Genomic DNA, 18,103 nt, shown 5'->3' with positions numbered 1-18,103 from the left:
CCCGCCCCGTTGCCAGGCCAGCTTGCAGCTCTCCTCGAAGCCGATTCGCTACGCCTTGCCCTGCGCCACCAGCGCGTCGAAGACGGGGTCAGCAATCTCTACCCGCTTCTCCTCCAGCGGCAGGTTTCTCAAGTCCCGCCGGCCCGAGGGCTTGCGCTTCTTTTTCGCCCCCGCGTTGCCTGACACCTCACCCGAGGCCATGCCCAGCGTGCCGGCCACCTGCTCCAGGGCGCGCAGCTTCTGGGCGAACTCCAGCTCCAGTTGCCGCGTGTCCACCCGCTCGGCCTTGGCCACGAAGAGTCGTTGCTTGTGCAGCTCCAACTCCAGCCGCAGCCTCTCGTGCGAGGCCTTCAGTACCTCCCGCTCCTTCTCCAACTGCGCGGTGCGCTGCCTCTCGGCGGCCAGGGCCGCCCGCTCCGCCAGTAGGGCCGCCTCCAATTCGGCAATGCGCGCCTGGGTAACGGACGGGGACTCGTGCATCGGCGGCGGCCTTGTAACCCCTTGCATCGGCGCTGTCGATACCCTCCTACCGGGTAGGGGCCACCGCCTCCGCCCCGCTACCCTGGCTCCTCAATGCGGACGAGGGCCTCGGCGCGGCGCCTCGACGCGCAGCCCGTCCAGCAACTCCTCCAGCACGTGCTCCTCCACCGCGAGGCTTTGGGCGCCCTCCTCAAGTCCGTGCGGCACCTGGAAGCAGCCGGTGTCCAGCCGCTTGTAACTCAGTCCAGAATGCAGGCTCTCCCGTCACTTCGACGCGTCTTGTACGCGTGATGCACCCGTTCCACCCACTCAGCGGTCAGCAACTCGTCTGCGTGGGCGAGCGGCTCAACCGCTACGGGAAGCGTCTCTTACTAAGAGTCGATGAAGAGACCATCTGCTCAGTTCCTCAACAGTGGACAGACCTCGTAGCCGAGGACCCTGAAATCACCATCGGCGGGGGGCGCGCGCTCTTCCGCGCCAAGGACTTGATGGAACTCGCGCAGCTCGTCGCTCGGCTGATGCGCAGCAAGCCGAGCAGTCCATGAGCTGTCAGGTGAATTGCGCCGCAACCGTAAACTCAATTACGCCGCTTCCTCTCGTCCGCGCTCGAACGGGAGCCGGTTGCGCTCGCGTGCATGAAGAGGAAGCAGCCATGAAGCACCGCCCCGTCAGCAGCTTGAAGGCAAGGGCGGTAGCGGCGTATTTGTAATGACGCTCATCTGCTTCCAAGGAGTGGCCGTGTCCTCCAGAATTCGAAGCAAGCTCTCCAAGGCCAAGGCCCTCCTCGAGGAGGGCACGCTGAACTTCGCGCCCGAGAAGGTACGCGACCCGAAGTTCCGCGAGGATGAGTTCTTCGACATTCCGTCGAGACCATCGCTACGCTGAGATGCGGTGCTCCGACGCAGGTGTTCGAAGATCGTGGACGTCGGTTAGAGGTGATACCGGGTCCTGTTCTCGCGGCTGAGCAGTGGACGCAAAGTCCGAAGGAGAGGCCCCGGCCCAAGCCCCTCGAAAAAACAGGTTGCGACCGCATTCTCCGCGTCACCGCCAGCGGTAACGGCTTCGTTCAGAACCACAGCCAGGCGTTCGAGCTGCTTGGGAGATGGATTCGCCTTCGAGACAAAGGGCAGGAACGACATATAGACCGAGTGCAGTGAGTCACTGCGAAACCCGCCCTCGTTGTCCTCCTCCCACTCCGCCTTGAACTCGGGAAAGATCGCGACGAGCGCGGCAACGAGGTCCGCCTGCGATTGATGGTTCATTGCCCTCGTTCCTCTCCAAGCCGGTCCACGTAACGGCGTCGGCATGGACGGTCAGTCGCCCAGGCCAACTGACAGCGCCGCTACGACTCAGCCCACGGAGATACGCGCGAGCGCCTCCCGCAGGCGCTCCGGCATGGCCACAGCCTTGCGTGTCTCCCGGTCCACGAAGACGTGCACGAAGTGGCCGTGGGCCGCCGCCTGCGTCTCCCCTTCCTTGAAGATGGCGATGCCATACGTCACGGACCGGTTGCCCAGCTTGTCCACGCGCAGGCCCGCGCGGAGCGTGTCCGGGTACGCGAGCGGCGCGCGGTAGGAGCACTTCGACTCCACCACCAATCCAATGACAGACGCGGCGTGGATGTCCAGGCCACCCTCGTGGATGAGGTAGTGGTTCGCCACCGTGTCGAAGTAGCTGTAGTACGTGACGTTGTTGATGTGTCCGTAGACGTCGTTGTCCATCCACCGCGTGGTGATGGGCAGGAAGTAGCGGTAGCGCTCGGGGGTCTCGACCTCGGACACGGTGTTTGCCTCTCTCGTTGGGACTACCAGTAGCGCATCGCCTGCCGGAACAGGTCCGTGAGCACCGGCTTGCTCATCTCGCGCGGGGCGTTCTGCAGCAGGCGCTGCTGGGGGAAGGCCCCTTCCGTGAGGGCCGCGACGTCCGCCTCCGTGTACCCCACCCCGCTCAGCCCGTTCGGCATGCCCACCGCGCGCATGATGCGGATGACCTCCTTCGCGAGCACCTCGCCCGCGTCCTCCGGCCGGGCGCCCCGCGTGTCCGCGCCCAGCCCCTGCGCGGCCTCCAGGTGGCGCTCCGGGCTCACCTCCGCCGTGAAGCGGAACACGGAGGGCGCGTTCACGATGACCGCCATGCCGTGCGGCACCAGGGGCTCCTCGTCGGGATAGCCCGACGGACGGAAGTCGCGCACCAGCCCGGCCACCGCGTAGGCCATGCCATGCGGCGCGTGCACCCCCGCGTTGCCGAAGGCGATTCCAGCGAGCGTCGCGGCCCACATCGTCTGCTCCCGCGCCTCGGTGTCCGAGGCGTCCTTCACCGCGCGCTCCAGGTACAGCCCCATCAAGCGCAGTGCCTCACGGCAGCCCAAATCGCTCCATGGGTTCGCTCCCTGGCTCATGGGCCGCAGGCTCGGCCTCGCGGGCGCGGGACGCCGCACGTAGGGCCGCGCCGTATAGGACTCCAGCGCGTGGGAGAGCACGTCCAGCCCGCTGGCCGCCACGACCTCACCGGGCAGGCTCGTGGTGCAGTCCGGGTCGATGAGCGCCTCGGTGGGGCGCAGCGCGTGCGAGGCGATGCCCGTCTTCGCGGCCATGGACAGCAGGTCGAAAATGGTGATGCCCGTCACCTCGCTGCCCGTGCCCGACGTGGTGGGGCACGCGATGTGCGGCTTGAGCGGGCCGGGCACCGGCTTCCCCGCTCCGACGGGTGCATTCACATACGTGAGGAAGTCCGCCGGATACGTGGCGTAGAGGTTCGCGGCCTTGCACGTGTCGATGACCGAGCCGCCGCCCAGCGACACGTAGCCATCCGGCTTCGCCTCCGCCGCGAAGCGCGCCGCGTCCAGGAAGGACTTGTCCGTGGGTTCCACGTGCACGTCGGTGAAGACGACCACGTCGAGCCCCGCGGCGAGCAATGACTGGCGCGTCTTCTCGAAGAAGGGCAGCCGCGCCACGCGCGCATCGGAGAACAGCGCCACGCGCTTCATCCCGAGCGCCCGCGCCCGGTCGCCCGCCTCCGCGAGGCAGCCACGTCCGAAGGTGACCCGGGACGTGTCCACGGTGAAGGCACCGTCGCAGCCCTCGCCCACGGGGTGGTAGTGGCAGCAGCCCATCGCGTCCTCCTGAACCGGTTGCGAGCGCAATCTATAGCGCGCCGCCCGGGTGAGGCCGTCGAGTTACGCGAAAGATGTTCAGTCGACTTTCGCCTGGCGAAACTACCGGCTGCGAGGGCATAGACTGCGCGCGTCCCTCGTGCCCCACGCGTTCTCATGAAGAGCACCCCGCGCAGTTCCCCCTCCCGCGCCCTCTGGCTCTTCCCCGTCGCGCTGACGATTCACAACCTGGAGGAGGCCATCTGGCTGCCCGGCTGGGCCGCCAATGCAGGCGGCTTCCATCCTCCCGTGGGGGCCGCGGAGTTCCGGCTCACCCTCGTGGTGCTCACCGCCGCGGCCTGTTGGCTGACGGCCTTGGCCCTCCGGCGCGGAGGACGCTGGCTCGACGCGTTCTTCGCCGCCTCGGCGATGATGCTCCTCAACGTCGTCTTCCCCCACCTGCTCGCCACGCTGGCGCTCGGGCGTTATGCGCCGGGGCTCGGCACCGCGCTGCTCTGCATCCTTCCGGTGACGGCCACCCTGCTGCGCCGTGCGTTTCGCGAGGGGGCACTCACGTGGGCCCGCCTCGGCAAGGCCCTGCTCATCGTCCTCCCCACCGTGCTCGCCGGAATCGCCCTCTTCTTCTGGCTCGGGCGCAAGCTGTTCACCGCATGAGCCACCGGTCCGGCCCACGCACGGGGCCGGACCGGAAGCCGCTACATCAGTCGTACCGGCTGTTGAGCTTCAGCTTCCACGAGCGCAGCGTGCCGCTGCCCACGCCCGACGGGTTGGTGACGCGCAGCAGCCAGCGCCCGTTGACGGAGGCATCCCGCGAGATGCCCCGCGTCACGGAGATGCGCGACGGCGGCGTGCCCTCGTTCGGCCCGTCCCACAACAGCGCGGAGTCACCACCCGGGTCCACCAGCGTCAGCACCAGCCGGTGCGACGCGCTGTGCACCAGGTCCACCTCCACGATGATGTCCTCGGGCACCGTGGCCAGTCCCACCACCGCCTGCGTGGACTCCACCGGCGTGGTGGCGGCCGGCAGCGCCACCTCCGCGTACTTCGTGAACTCGCCCGACATCCACGCGGGACGGCACCAGCCCTCCGGCGCGCCGGACGGAACGCCGCGGCACTCGAGCCCGGCCTGGCACGGCACGAAGACGGAGCACGTGTCGCCATCGCCCGCAATCGGCGCCGGGTCGATGCAGCGGCCGTAGTTGCTGGAGCCATCCCCCGGCCGGCCCTCGCACACCAGCCCGGCCTGGCACGTCCCGGGGCCGGTGCACGGGTCCCCCACGGGCGCGAGCGCCGTCATTGTCTTGAACTGCTGGAGCACCGTGGAGTCCACGTTCGCCAGCCGCGACAGCCTTACCATGTTGAAGAGCGGCCGCGCGGCCAGGATGTCCTGCACCGCGAGCGCGGAGATGCCGTACACGTTCTGCAGGTCCGGCCCGCTCACCGTGTTCGCCGCCTTCAGCGTGCGCCGCGCCTCGGCCACGGTGAAGTCATGCCCGTCGAAGTTGCCCACCCGCTCGTCCAGCGGCAGCCCCGTCACCCGGCCGGTGCCCTTGGCGTACCACTCCAGGTCCGCGAGCGCGGCCGGCCCCACGTACTGCACCGCATCCACCTGGGCAATCGACACGAAGCGCCGGTCATCCGCCGTGTGCTCGATTCCGTCCGGCCCCGTGCGCCACGCGATGATTGCCTGCGCGGCTTGCGCGTTCAGCGGCACGTCGTTGTCGAGCACGCTGACCGTGGTGGTCCAGTCATTCAGGAACGCCAGCACACCCGTCGCGGAGGGCGTGCTGTCGGCCAGGAGGGCCTGTGACTGAGTCGTGACGACGGAGGAGGCCGTGGGCTCACCACCCGAGGGCGCGGCACCACAGCTCAGTACGACGGGAAGACCCAGGGACACGGCGAAGGAACGGAAGCGTCTGGATGTCATGCCCTCCGTGTACCTCAGGACTCCGACGCCCCCAATGCGGGACTGCGCGCGTCAGTGCCCTTCCGCGGCGAAGCGCTTGGAGATGTCCAGCGCCTCGCCCGTCTCCAAGTACGTCTTGAGACTTGAGAGGAGCGCGCTCCAGAGCTTCTCCGGCGTCGTGGCGATGTACAGCACGTACACAAAGCCGGGCCTACGCATCCTCGTCCTCCTCCAGGGCCTTCTTCAAATCCCCGAGCGCGGTGAGCCGCTGGCGCTCGAACTTGCCAATCCACCGCTCGGCAATCGCGTGGATGGGCACCGGATTCAGGTAGTGCAGCTTCTCGCGCCCGCGCCAGACGACGGCGACGAGCTGCGCCTCCTCCAGCAGCACCAGGTGCTTCGTCACCGCCTGCCGCGTCATCTCCAGGTGCCCGCACAACTCCCCGAGCGTCTGCCCGTTGCGCGCGAACAGCGCGTCGAGCAACCGCCGGCGGCTCGGGTCCGCGAGCGCCCTGAAGACGATGTCCAAGTCAGCGCTCATCCACGGCCTCATCAATACGCAACCTCCAGGTTGCATGTCAAGCCACCCACGCGCCAGCCAATCGAGCCCCGCGCGGCGCGCACGTCGGGGATGGCGAAAGGGGGCTGGCGTCCTCACCGTAGACGCTGGAGGAGACCGTCCACCGCAACCGTCCCATGGCCCGCCTGCGAGACATGCCCGAGGACCCGGCCTCCATCGACGCGGACCTTCGGAAGCAGGCGCAGGTCCTGGAGTCCGTCTTCTCCAGCATCAGCGAGGGCGTGGTGGTGTCGGACGAGCGCGGCTACTTCCAGCTCTTCAACCCGATGGCGGAGAGCATCCTGGGCAGGGGGATGCCGACCGAGCCCCTCCCCTACTGGCCGGGCATCTTCGGCTTCTTCCTCCCGGACATGAAGACGCCCTACCCCTCCGAGCAGCTTCCGCTGGCTCGCGCCATCCGGGGTGAGGCCGTCAACCAGGCGGAAATCTACATGCGCAACGCGACCAGGCCCGCGGGAGCCTGGCTGCTCGTCAGCGCCCGGCCCGTCCGGGACGGGGCCGGGGTGATTCGCGGCGGCGTCTCCGTCCTCAATGACGTCACCCGCTTCAAGCGGGCTTTGGACCGGCTGCGCCAGGGCGAGGAGCAGTACCGCTCGCTCTACAGCAGCACGCCGGTGATGATGCATTCCATCGACCGCGAGGGGCGGCTCATCAGCGTCAGCGACTACTGGCTGAGCACGCTGGGCTACAAGCGCGAGGAGGTGCTTGGGCGCTCCTCGGTGGACTTCATGACGTCCGAGTCCCGGCGCTACGCGAAGGAAGTCGTCCTGCCGGAGTACTTCGAGACGGGCGCGTGCAAGGACGTCCCGTACCGCATGCTGAAGAAGAGCGGCGAGCCCGTGGACGTCCTCCTGTCGGCCATCGCGGAGAAGGACGCCGAGGGGCATGTCACCCGCTCGCTCGCGGTGCTCATCGACGTGACGGAGCGGAAGCGGACCGAGAAGGCGCTGCTGGAGAGCGAGCAGCGGCTGCGGGCCATCCTCGACAATGCACCCACCATCTTCTTCCTGCTGGACCCGCACGAGCGCTACATGTTCGTGAACCGCCAGTGGGAGCGCCTCTTCCACCAGACGCGTCAGGAGATTCTGGGGAAGACCTCGTACGACGTCTTCCCGAAGGACGTCGCCGACCGGCTCCACGCGCTGAACCAGGCCGTCATCCACACCGGCGCCTCGCTGTCGCGCGAGGAGCTCATCCCGCAGGATGACGGGCTGCACACGTTCCTCACGCAGAAGTTCCCGCTCATCGACTCCTCGGGCCACCTGTACGCCGTCTGCGGCATCTCCAACGACATCACCGAGCGCAAGCGCGTGGAGGTGGCACAGCGCTTCCTCGCCGAGGCGAGCCGCGAGCTGGTGACGTCGCTCGACGTGCCCGCCACGCTCCAGCGCGTCGCCGAGCTGGCGGTGCCCACGCTCGCGGACCTCTGTGTCGTCTTCATGCCGGGCGAGGACGCGACGCTGCGGCCCGTGGCCGTCGCCGACAGCTCTCCCGAGGTCCCCATCCACGCACGTGAGTTCCTCGAGCGCCACCCCCCGGAGCCGTGCGCCCCCCGGGGCCCCGCGTGGGTGATGTCCACCGGCCGCTCGGAGGCAGCTCGTGAGTCCGGGGGCATGCTGGCGCCGAAGGCCCTGGAGAAGCCGCGGTGGGAGGCGCTGCGGCCGTTCCAGCACTGGCCATCCATCAGCGTGCCGCTGCGCGCGCGAGGCCGGATTCTCGGGGTGCTGTCGCTGGTGTCCGCGCAGTACGGCCGCGCCCATGCCCCGGCGGACCTGGCGCTGGTGGAGGAGCTGGGGCGCCGGGCGGGCTTCGCCATCGACAACGCGCAGCTCTACACCAAGGCCCAGGAGTCCATCCGCACGCGCGACGAGTTCCTCTCCATCGCCTCGCACGAGCTGAAGACGCCGCTGACGTCCATGAAGCTGCGGGCCCAGCAGATGGAGCGCACGCTGTCGGGGCCGCATGACGGCCCGCGGCTCGCCGTGAAGGTGGCGGGCATGCTGGAGGTCTTCGACGAGCAGCTCAAGCGGCTGACGCACCTGGTGGAGCACCTGCTCGACGTGTCCCGCATCGACGACAGCCGGCTGGAGCTGCGGCTGGAGGAGCTGGATTTGACGGAGCTGGCCCGCGGCGTCGTGGCCCACCTGCGCGAGCAGCTCCAGCGGACCGGCTGCGAGCTCACGCTGGTGGCCGACACGCCGGTGGTGGGGCTGTGGGACCGGCTCCGGCTGGAGCAGGTGCTGCTGAACCTGCTGACGAACGCGATGAAGTACGGCGCGGGCCGGCCCATCCGCGTGGAGGTGACGCGCGAGGCGGAGCGGGCGCGGCTGCTGGTGGCGGACCAGGGCGTGGGCATCCCGCGCGAGTCGCAGGCGCGCATCTTCGAGCGCTTCGAGCGCGCCGCCTCGCGCAACTACGGCGGGCTCGGCCTGGGGCTCTTCATCACCCGGCAGCTCGTGGAGGCCCACGGCGGGAGGATTCGCGTGGAGAGCGAGCCGGAGCACGGCGCCACGTTCATCGTCGAGCTGCCCACGCGGCCGCGCGCCTGAGGTGGACGCCCCACCCTCCCCCGGCTACCGTCCGTGCCCTATGTCGTCACCCACGGTGGGCTTCTGGGGCCCGAGCACCTCGACGGTGGACTGGTGCGAGACGAACTACCAGCACCTCTTCCACGTCGGCGAGCTGTTCAACTCCGCCTCCAGCCTCGTGCTGGTGCTGGTGGGAGTCCTCGGCCTCGTCCTCCACCGCCGCGTGCTGGAGCGCCGCTTCCTGCTCGCCTTCGCGCTGCTCTCCGTCGTGGGCATCGGCAGCACCGCCTTCCACGCGACGCTGCTGCGCGAGTTCCAGATGCTCGACGAGCTGCCGATGCTCTACCTCGCCATCGTCATCGTCTACATCCTGCTGGAGAACCGGCCCGTGCGGCGCTTCGGCACGTGGCTCCCGTTGCTGCTCCTGGGCCATGCGGTGCTGGTGACGTACCTCACGGCCTTCACGCGCGGCACGGCGCAGTTCTTCCTCTTCCAGGTGAGCTTCGCGTCGCTGGAGTTCTACGCGCTCGGCCGCACGTACGTGCTCCAGCGCCGCAGCCCGGACGCGAAGGTGAAGCGCCTGTTCCGGCTCGGCATCGCCGCATATGCCCTGGCAATCATCCTGTGGCTGAGCGACATCCAGTTCTGCCCGACGCTCAACGAGACGCTCCCCGCGCACGGCCTCCCCAATCCGCAGTTCCACGCGTGGTGGCACGTGCTCGTCTCGTGCGGCTTCTACACGCTGCTGCTCGTCATCGCCCACGACAGGCTGGGCATCCTCGGGCGGCAGCCCCGGCTGGGCGCCGTGGCGGGGGGCATTCCGCGCGTCCTGGGCGGCGGGCCCACACCGGGAGTCATTGAGGACCCATACAGCAACACCACATCATTACCGTCCAGTTGACGGCTTGCCATCCGGGAACGGACAGTAGGGCCTCGTTCTCCCCATACGAGGCCTCCCTTGCTCAAGCGTTATCGGTGGCTCATCGCGACCTCCACGGTCGTGGTGGTCTCGGTCGTCGCCGTGCCTGCCGGCGCCAGTGCCTACAAGCGCTGGAAGCAGCGCAACGCGCGGACGACGTTCGCCAACTTCCTCCATGACCCGGGCGCGGGCGAGGCCACGCCCGAGGTGATGCGCGAGTTGAAAGCCACGCGCGGCGAGGAGAAGTTCGAGGAGCGCGAGGGCGAAGCCGAGAGCGACGACCCGATGCGCCGGCAGGTTGCCGCGCGGATGATGTGGGGCGTGCCCACCGCCGAGGTGATGGAGCACCGCGCCCGCGTCGCGCACGCGGAGGCGACGCGCTGGAAGAACCTGCTGCCCCGCCCGCCCAGGCCGTGGGACTGGTTCGCGGCGCCGTCCGGCGCCAACAAGGCCGTGGTGTCCGGCCTGTCGTGGGTGAACCTGGGGCCCACCAACGCGAACTTCGAATACAACGGCTCCAACTACAACGAGGTGGACTCGGGGCGCATCTCCGGCATCGCCGTCCACCCGCTCGATGCGCAGGTGGTGTACCTGGCCACCAGCGGCGGCGGCCTCTGGAAGACGTTCAACTTCGGCGTGGCCAATCCGTCCTGGTACCCGGTGAGCGAGTCACTGGGCAACCTGGCCATCGGCGCCATGGACCTGGACCCCACGAATCCCGAGACGCTCTACGTGGGCGCGGGTGACTTCGTGGACACGCCGGGCGGCCACGTGGTGAAGACGCAGGACGGCGGCGCCACGTGGGGCGAGCCGGTGCGCCTCACCGGCCAGTACCCCGCCGCGTCCGGTGGCCTGTCCGTCAAGGCGCTGCGCATCCGCGCGGTGAAGGTGGACCCCGCCAACCCCAACGTGGTGCTGGTGGGCACCGAGGTGGGCCTCTTCCGCTCCACCGACGCGGGCGCGAGCTTCACGCTGGTGGACCTGCCCAACTCGGGCACCGTGCAGCGCGCGGAGAGCGTGTGGACGATTGTCTATACGGGCGCCGTCAACGGCGTGAGTCGCTGGGCGCTGAGCGGAACGTATGCGTGCAACGCCGCATCGCTGCCGCCCGAGGCCGGCTTCGGGCAGCTCACGAACGTGGACTGCACCTCGGGCAACCCGGGTGACATCTGGACGAGCACCGACGCGGGCGCGACGTGGAGCTCACGCAAGGCGGCGGGCACCATTCCCACCACCGCCGTGGGCCGGATTACGTTGGCCGCGGGCACGCCGTCCGCCGCCGTGCCGCCGGTGACGGTGGTGTACGCGCAGCTCGGCAACCAGGACGAGTACAGCAACTCCACGGGTGCCGGGTACTGGCGCTCCATCAACTCGGGCACCAACTGGACGGCCATCAACGGCACGCTGTCCAACCGGACCAACGACCCGGGCGACGGGCGCGACTGCGGCACCGTCAACGTGAATGACCTGCAGGCCTGGTACAACGCCGCGCTCGCGGTGGACCCGGGGAACGACAACAACGTCCTCGTGGGCGGCATGCTCTGCGGCCTGCGCACCACCAACGGACTGGCCGCCACGCCCACCTGGGAGAACGTCTCGCACTGGCTGCCCAGCAGCGGCTACGGCAACGTGACGGGCGGCACGCTGGACTACGTGCACGCGGACTGGCACCGGGCGCTCATCGTCCGCACCGGCACGGGCTACGTGGCCATGGCCGGCACGGACGGCGGCCTCTTCGTGTCGCGCAACCTCTTCAACGCCACGCCGCCGCAGGTGGTGTGGGACGGGCAGAACCGCGGCATCGTCACGCACCTGAGCTACTCGGTGGCCTCGGGCGACCCGGCCACGGGCAACCCGTACCTGGCCTACACGGGCCTGCAGGACAACGGCACGCGCTTCCGCGACCCGGCCGCGGGCGCCGCGTCCACCACCTTCAACCAGGTCATCGGCGGTGACGGCTTCGGCGCGGCGGCGTCGAAGGACGGCACGTCTGGTGCCACCATCTACTGGGCCAGCGTCAACGGCGAGCGCGAGTACTGCATCCCCACCGCCGCCAACAGCAACTGCAACTCCGGCACGGCGTGGCTCGCCAAGGACGCCACGCCCCGCTCCAGCTGCGCCACCGAGGGCCAGCCGTTCATCATGCGCTACGCGCTCGCGCCGGCCAGCCCCAGCGCCAACACGTTCCTCACCGCCACCAACAGCGCCGTGCACCGGGTGAGCGGCACGGGCGCGTGGCAGGTCATCAGCCCCTGCCTCAGCGGCTACACCCGCCTGCTCTCCGCGTCCGCCAACATCGACGGACTGTACGGCGTGTCCATGAGCGGCGGCCGCTTCTACGTCACCGGCAACTGCCAGGGCACGGCCACCAACTGCACCTGGACGCAGAGCAGCGTGCTGGGCTTCGACGTCAACGGCAACGGCAGCATCTCCGCCGGCGAGCAGCTCAGCTACACCACGACGGTGGCCTTCCCGCCCACCACGCCCTCGGGGAAGAACCCCGGCGATGTGTACGTGGCGGCGACGGCGGCGCCCGTCACCAACGACAACGTCACCGTGGTGCCGGATGCCCTGGGCCACCTCTTCATCACCCAGGACCGCGGGGCCACGTGGGCACCGCTGCACGGCAACGGCACCGGCTTCGATTTGCCCAACGTGGGCATCGACGTCGTGAAGTACGACCCGTCGGACCTGACGAACAACACGCTCTACGTGGGCACCGAGCTGGGCGTGTACCGCTCCACCGACGCGGGCCAGACGTGGCGGCGCTTCGGCCAGGGCCTGCCGCTGGTGAAGGTGACGGACATGTTCCTCAGCCGCACCGGCGCGATGATGCGCGTGGGCACCTACGGGCGCGGCCTGTGGGAAATCTATCCGTCCGCCACCGCCGAGAAGGGTGTCAACGGTAACGGGGACTGGGACCGGGACCAGCAGCTCGACTTCGTGGACCTGGCCGCCACGGCCAGTCGCCTGGGGACGAGCCCGGCCACCGCGGCGCAGCCCTATTACGACTGGAACACCGACGTGACGGGCACGGTGAACGGCACCGACTCCGACGACCTCACCGACCTGCTCAACCGCATCGGAGGCCGCCCGTGAGCCGCGCCTCCCCCGCCCCCTTCCTGGAGATGTCCCCCTTGAGCCTGAAGAACCTGGCGCTCGTCCTCTTCACGGGCGCGCTCATCCTGAGTGGCTGCGGCGGCGGCTCCAAGCCGCCCGAGCAGCCGGTGGCGAAGAAGCTGGCCTTCACGGTGCAGCCCTCGCAGGCCGTCGCGGGCGCCGTCCTCGCCCCGGCGGTGAAGGTGTCCGTCCTCACCGCCGAGGGCAATGTCGTCCCCGGCGCGCAGGTGACGGTGTCGCTGTCGCTGGAGGCCAACCCCTCGGGCGCCACCCTCTCCGGCGCCGCGCCGGTGGCGGTGTCCCAGGGGGTGGCCACCTTCTCCAGCCTCGCGCTGGACAAGGCGGGCGAGGGCTACACGCTCGTCGCGCGGGCCCAGGGCCTGGAGCCCGCGACGAGCCAGCCCTTCAACATCACCGCGGCCCCGGTTATCGCGCACGACCTGGCCTTCACACAGCAGCCCGGCGAGCTGGAGGCCGGCGGCGCCTTCTCCCCTAGCGTGCAGGTGACGGTGCGAGACGCGGCCGGCAACCCGGTGCCCATGAGCGTGCCCGTCACGCTGGCGCTCGGCGCCAACCCCGCGGGCGGTACCCTCTCCGGCACCCTCACCGCCAACACCACGGATGGCGTGGCCACCTTCCCCGAGCTGTCCCTCGACAAGGCCGGCGAGGGCTACATCCTCGTCGCCAGCGCGCCGGGCGTGGAGCCCGCCAACAGCGCCGCGTTCCGCGTGAAGCCGGGCAAGGCGAAGTCGCTGGCCTTCGTCACGCAGCCCGCCTCGGCGGCCGTGGACGCGACGCTCACCCCGGCGGTGCAGGTGCGGCTGGTGGACGCGCACGGCAACGCCGCCACCGGCGCCACGGACAGCATCACCCTGGCGCTCGGCACCAACGCGAGCGGCGCCGCGCTGTCCGGCACCGTCACCGTGGCGGCCGTGGAGGGCGTGGCCTCGTTCGCGGACCTCTCCGTGGACCGCGTGGGCACGTACACGCTCGTCGCTTCCGGCGCCGGGCTGGAGGGTGCGACGTCCAGCAGCTTCGACATCACCGGCGGCCCGGCCACGCAGCTCACCTTCCGCGTGCAGCCGTCGACGGTGGGCGCGGGCTCCTCCATCGCCCCGGCTGTGGAGGTGACGGCGCTCGACGCGAAGGGCAACCTGTCCACCGGCTTCACGGGCCCGGTGACGGTGGCGCTCGCCGCCAACCCAACGAATGACACGCTCCAGGGCACCCTCACCGTGGACGCAGTGGCCGGCGTGGCCCGCTTCACCAACGTGTCCCTGCGCAAGCCGGGCACGGGCTACACGCTGGCGGCCTCGGCCTCGGGGCTGACGTCCGCCGCTTCGCAGTCCTTCGACGTGACGCCGGGCGAGGCCCGCGTCCTCACCTTCACCACGCAGCCCACGCAGGCGACGGTGGGCGCGCCCTTCAATCCTCCGGTGGCGGTGACGGTGCGCGACGCCTTCGGCAACACGGTGACGAACAGCACGGCGACGCTGACGCTCGCGCTGGCCAACAACTCCACTGGCGCCTCGCTCACGGGCACGGTGGCGGTGGCCGTGGTGAATGGCGTGGCCACCTTCAATGGCGTCGCGGTCGACAAGGAAGGGAGCAGGTACACCCTCTCCGTCTCCGCGCCGGGCCTCACCGCCACCTCCATCGAGTTCAACGTCGTGCCGGGCGTGCCCACGAGGCTGGCCTTCGGCGTGCAGCCCTCGGACGTGGTGGCGGGAAGCGCCATCACCCCGGCGGTGACGGTGCGCGTGGTGGACGCGGCGGGCAACACGGTGACGACGGCGACGAACAGCATCACCGTGGCCATCGGCAACAACCCGGGTGTGGCCATCCTCAACGGCACCAAGACGGTGGCCGCCGTGGATGGCGTGGCCACCTTCCCGGGCCTGTCCCTCACCAAGACGGGCGTCGGCTACACCCTCACGGCAGCCACCACGGGACTCACCGGTGGCACCAGCGCGGCCTTCAACGTCATTCCGGGCCCGGCCGCCTCGCTGTCCTTCTATACGAACCCGCCGAACGTGGTGACGGCCGGCGCGCCCATCACCCCTGCGGTGAAGGTGGGCGTGCGTGATTCCTACGGCAACACGGTGACGGGCTCCACGGCGCCCATCACCCTGTCGCTGTCCGCCAATTCGGGGGGATCCACGCTGGGTGGCACCCTCACCGTCAACGCGGTGGACGGCGTGGCCACCTTCCCGGACCTCACGCTGGACAAGGCGGGCAACACCTACCGCTTCGCCGCCGCGTCCACGGGCCTCACCGGCAACACCTCCGCGACCTTCATCGTGTCGGCGGGCGCGGCCAGCAAGCTCGCCTTCACCACCCAGCCGGCCAACGTCGTCGCGGGCTCCACCTTCACCACCTCCGTGAGGGTGACGGTGCAGGACGCTTTCGGCAACACGGTGACGACGCCAGCTGTCTCGGTAGGCATGGCCCTGGGCAACAACCCCACCGGCGCGACGTTGGGTGGCACCACCACGGTGACGACGGTCAGCGGCGTGGCCACCTTCGCCAACCTCACCGTCGACAGGATTGGCACGGGTTACACGCTGGTGGCCTCCAGCTCGCCCCTGACGGGCGCGACGTCCGCCGCGTTCAACGTGACGGCGGGCGCGGCCAGCAGGCTCGCCTTCATCACCCCGCCCGGGAACACCACCGCGGGCACGGCCTTCGACCCGGCCGTGCAGGTGGCGGTGCAGGACGCGGGAGGCAACACGGTGACGGGCTCCACCGCGAGCATCACCCTGGGCCTGGGCACCAACCCGTCCGGCGCCACGCTGTCGGGCACCCTCGTCGTCAGCGCCGTCAATGGCGTGGCCACCTTCTCCGGCGTGTCGCTGGCCCGCGTGGGCACGGGCTACACGCTCACCGCGACGAGCACGGGCCTCACGGCTGGCACCAGCCCCGCCTTCAACGTGACGGCGGGCACGGCGAGCAAGCTCGCCTTCACCGGCCAGCCTTCGCGCGCCTCCGTCGGCCAGGCCATCACCCCGGCCGTGCAGGTGACGGTGCAGGACGCCTTCGGCAACACCGTGACGGGCGCTACGGACAGCATCACCGTGGCCCTGGGCAACAACCCGTCCGGCGCCACGCTGGGCGGCACGCTCACCGTGTCGGCCTCCAACGGCGTGGCCTCGTTCGCGAACCTCACCGTGAGCGCGGCCGGCAATGGCTACACCCTCACCGCGAATGCCACGGACCTCACCGGCGCCACGAGCACCGCGTTCGACGCGGTGGTGGCGGGCACGAAGCTCGTCTACGTGGACCCCGCCCCGGGCAGGAGGATTGCCCTGGTGCGCAACCCCTCCTCCACGGACACCACCGTGGTGCTGGACCTCGTGGCCATGGAGGACCTCACGGGCTACTCGGTGGGCATGAACCTGCCGCTGGACACGACGCTCGTGCAGGGCGCGGGCTCGCTGATGGTTCCGGGCGCGGCGCTGCCTCCGGGGCAGAACCCCATCGCCGCCTACGGCAAGCTGCCCACGAGCGGCCCGCTGGCGGGCACGCTCACCACCGGCCAGAGCCAGAAGGCCGCGGGTGACGGCGCGGTGACGACGGACACGGCCATCTCCGCGGGCTCGGTGCTCTACACGGTGCAACTGGCGATGAAGCCTGGAGCCACCTCGGGCGTGGTGTTCGACGGCGCGGCGCTCGGGCCGATGTTCCGCGCGCTGATGCGGGACAGGCTCGGCACCGACGTCGTCGATGGCAGCGGGTTCGCCATCGGCCGGCTCGAGGTGCAATAGCCGGAAGGCGCACGGTGTCAGGTCCCACCGTGCGCCTTCGTCCGTTCAGGAGGAGGACGCAACTTCACGAGAGACCGCCCGCTGGCGCACCTGCGTGTGCCCGGAATGGTCGCGTCAGGACACGCGTGTGGCTCCGTCGGATGAGCCCGCTGTCGCCACCCCTGACGAAAGGCTCGTGGATGTCCTCCTCCCGGAACTCGCGGCGAACGCAGGCCCTCCTCTTCGGGCGCAATCCCCACCAGCACGACCCGTTCGACGTGGAGGCCGAGGCCGCCGAGGCGCTCGGCATCGACTCGTACCAGGCCGACCTCTCGGCCCTGTTGTCGGGCAATGCCTCACGAGCCCTGGCCGCGGTGCCGGAGCGCGGCTCGCTCCAGTTGCTCTACCGCGGGTGGATGCTCACCGAGGAGGAGTACACCTCGCTCGATGAGGCCGTCACGGACATGGGCCACCGGCTGATGACGACGCCTGAGCAGTACGCGGCGGCGCACTACCTGCCGAACTGGTACCCGCGCCTCGCGCCGTACACGGCGCGCTCCGTGTGGACGGAGGGGCCGGATGCGACGGAGGCGTGGCACGTGGCGCAGTCGCTCGGGCCGTCGCCGTGGATTGTGAAGGACCACGTGAAGTCGGCGAAGGAGCGCTGGGCGGAGGCCTGCTACGTCCCGGCCGGCGCCACGCGCGAGGACTTCGAGCGCATCTGCGCCAACCTGGTCGAGGAGCGAGGGGACCGCTTCGAGCGCGGCTTCGTGGTGCGGAAGTACCTGCCGCTCAAGGTCTTCGGCCGGACGCCGGCCGGTCCCGCGCACCTGGAGTTCCGCCTCTTCTTCGGGCGAGGCCGCCTGCTCGCCGCCGAGCCGTACCACGACTTCGACGTGGAGGTGCCCGACTTCACCGGCTTCGAGCCGCTCGGCCGGCGCGTCGACTCGCCCTTCTTCACGCTGGATGTGGCCATGCTGGAGGACGGTGGTTGGGCCGTCGTCGAGGTGAATGACGGCGGCGTCTCCGGCCTGCCTCCCAGCCTGGACCCGCGCGAGCTCTTCGCGGCGCTCCTGCGTTGAAAAAGCGACGATAAGGCTCAAGTAAGCTGGGGGAATGAGCGTGGCGGTGCCGCCCCTGGCGCGCCCCCAAGGAGAGACCGCCTCCCACACCGCTCACGTCACCAGTCCCTGGTTGGCCCGCCGGAACATCGCGTCCACGAGGCATCAGAATCGTGCTCCCCGAGCACTTGCAGCCAGTGCCCTGCTTGGGGAGCGCTTTCGTGCCATGCCCAGATAGTACCGCCCAATTGGTTATGACAGCTCCTTCTCTCCGCCGGGTGCTTCTTCCCTGCGGCCGGCTACTACCCCTCGGGAGGTATGGCCTGCGCCTATCCACAATTCCAGAGTCTTACGCGGTGCCAAGTGGCACGACCATCTCGTGAGGACAGGAAAGGAGGCCAACGTGGCACCTGTGGAACAGCGGTTCAAGACAGCCGAGCCGTGCCCAACCCCGGAGAATCTACATCTTCGGTGGCGATACAGACTACACGACCTCACGCCGTTCAGCGAAGAGCGCATCAGCCAGTTCGACAGCAACGAGACGTTCCCGCCCATCAAGTCAACCCTCAAAGGGATGCAGCGAAAGTCCGCGCGAACCACATTGCGGCCCAAACAAACAAGATGGGAAGCAAATAACGAGCTGAGAGATGAAGA

15 protein-coding genes are annotated in these 18,103 nt (G+C 69.5%); 8 read left to right on the top strand and 7 right to left on the bottom strand.

The annotated features are described in order from the left end of the window. Positions 1–48 precede the first annotated feature (48 nt). A complete protein-coding gene (locus ACVTJA_RS18755) occupies positions 49–480 on the bottom strand; it encodes a transposase domain-containing protein (protein ID WP_465837923.1) in 432 nt (143 codons plus the stop codon). 290 nt (positions 481–770) lie between these two features. Between ACVTJA_RS18755 and ACVTJA_RS18750 the strand changes: the two genes are divergently transcribed. Together ACVTJA_RS18750 and ACVTJA_RS18745 are read left to right on the top strand one after the other, a co-directional pair. Next, entirely contained in the window at positions 771–1,025 is a 255-nt protein-coding gene (locus tag ACVTJA_RS18750; protein ID WP_465840438.1) for a DUF5372 family protein, read from the top strand. A gap of 193 nt (positions 1,026–1,218) precedes the next feature. Further along, complete coding sequence (locus ACVTJA_RS18745; RefSeq protein WP_465837921.1) at positions 1,219–1,365, top strand: hypothetical protein; 147 nt, start codon at positions 1,219–1,221, stop codon at positions 1,363–1,365. 44 nt (positions 1,366–1,409) lie between these two features. On the opposite strand, the gene ACVTJA_RS18740 is transcribed toward ACVTJA_RS18745, so the two are convergent. From ACVTJA_RS18740 to ACVTJA_RS18730, 3 genes are all read right to left on the bottom strand, one after another. Further along, a complete protein-coding gene (locus tag ACVTJA_RS18740; RefSeq protein WP_465837919.1) occupies positions 1,410–1,742 on the bottom strand; it encodes a DUF7674 family protein in 333 nt (110 codons plus the stop codon). Between the two features lie 87 nt (positions 1,743–1,829). Further along, complete coding sequence (locus ACVTJA_RS18735; RefSeq protein ID WP_465837918.1) at positions 1,830–2,261, bottom strand: acyl-CoA thioesterase; 432 nt, start codon at positions 2,259–2,261, stop codon at positions 1,830–1,832. A 23-nt stretch (positions 2,262–2,284) separates the two neighbouring features. Continuing rightward, on the bottom strand, positions 2,285–3,592 hold the full coding sequence (locus ACVTJA_RS18730; RefSeq protein WP_465837917.1) for a hydroxyacid-oxoacid transhydrogenase: 1,308 nt from the start codon (positions 3,590–3,592) through the stop codon (positions 2,285–2,287). A 156-nt stretch (positions 3,593–3,748) separates the two neighbouring features. Between ACVTJA_RS18730 and ACVTJA_RS18725 the strand changes: the two genes are divergently transcribed. Then, positions 3,749–4,246 (top strand): HXXEE domain-containing protein, encoded by a 498-nt coding sequence (locus tag ACVTJA_RS18725; RefSeq protein ID WP_465837915.1) that lies wholly within the window; start codon positions 3,749–3,751, stop codon positions 4,244–4,246. 46 nt (positions 4,247–4,292) lie between these two features. Here ACVTJA_RS18725 and ACVTJA_RS18720 read toward each other — a convergent pair whose 3' ends face one another. From ACVTJA_RS18720 to ACVTJA_RS18710, 3 genes are read right to left on the bottom strand one after another with little or no spacing between them, the layout of a single operon-like run. Next, entirely contained in the window at positions 4,293–5,519 is a 1,227-nt protein-coding gene (locus ACVTJA_RS18720) for a proprotein convertase P-domain-containing protein (protein WP_465837914.1), read from the bottom strand. Positions 5,520–5,570: 51 nt separating this feature from the next. After that, a complete protein-coding gene (locus tag ACVTJA_RS18715; protein ID WP_465837912.1) occupies positions 5,571–5,717 on the bottom strand; it encodes a hypothetical protein in 147 nt (48 codons plus the stop codon). Continuing rightward, positions 5,710–6,039 (bottom strand): ArsR/SmtB family transcription factor, encoded by a 330-nt coding sequence (locus tag ACVTJA_RS18710; RefSeq protein ID WP_465837910.1) that lies wholly within the window; start codon positions 6,037–6,039, stop codon positions 5,710–5,712. Before ACVTJA_RS18710 ends, ACVTJA_RS18715 begins: the two co-directional genes overlap by 8 nt. Before the next feature lie 155 nt (positions 6,040–6,194). On the opposite strand from ACVTJA_RS18710, the gene ACVTJA_RS18705 reads away from it, so the two are divergent. The 5 genes from ACVTJA_RS18705 to ACVTJA_RS18685 all read left to right on the top strand — a co-directional run bounded on the left by ACVTJA_RS18705 (position 6,195) and on the right by ACVTJA_RS18685 (position 17,470). After that, positions 6,195–8,627: a sensor histidine kinase gene (locus ACVTJA_RS18705; protein WP_465837908.1), complete on the top strand. Its 2,433-nt coding sequence runs from the start codon at positions 6,195–6,197 to the stop codon at positions 8,625–8,627. Positions 8,628–8,667: 40 nt separating this feature from the next. After that, positions 8,668–9,507 carry a ceramidase gene (locus ACVTJA_RS18700; protein WP_465837906.1) on the top strand — a complete coding sequence of 280 codons (840 nt, stop codon included), beginning with the start codon at positions 8,668–8,670 and terminating at the stop codon, positions 9,505–9,507. Positions 9,508–9,564: 57 nt separating this feature from the next. Continuing rightward, complete coding sequence (locus ACVTJA_RS18695; RefSeq protein WP_465837904.1) at positions 9,565–12,624, top strand: hypothetical protein; 3,060 nt, start codon at positions 9,565–9,567, stop codon at positions 12,622–12,624. Further along, a complete protein-coding gene (locus ACVTJA_RS18690) occupies positions 12,621–16,409 on the top strand; it encodes a beta strand repeat-containing protein (RefSeq protein ID WP_465837902.1) in 3,789 nt (1,262 codons plus the stop codon). The genes ACVTJA_RS18695 and ACVTJA_RS18690 overlap by 4 nt, the downstream gene beginning before the upstream one ends. Positions 16,410–16,588: 179 nt before the next feature. Further along, positions 16,589–17,470, top strand: a complete 882-nt coding sequence (locus ACVTJA_RS18685) for an ATP-grasp domain-containing protein (protein WP_465837900.1) — start codon at positions 16,589–16,591, stop codon at positions 17,468–17,470. Positions 17,471–18,103: the final 633 nt, after the last annotated feature.

This window comes from Pyxidicoccus sp. M6 (assembly GCF_055568925.1).
Note: the sequence above shows the minus strand (reverse complement) of the source record. Positions and strands in the feature narration are given on the sequence as shown.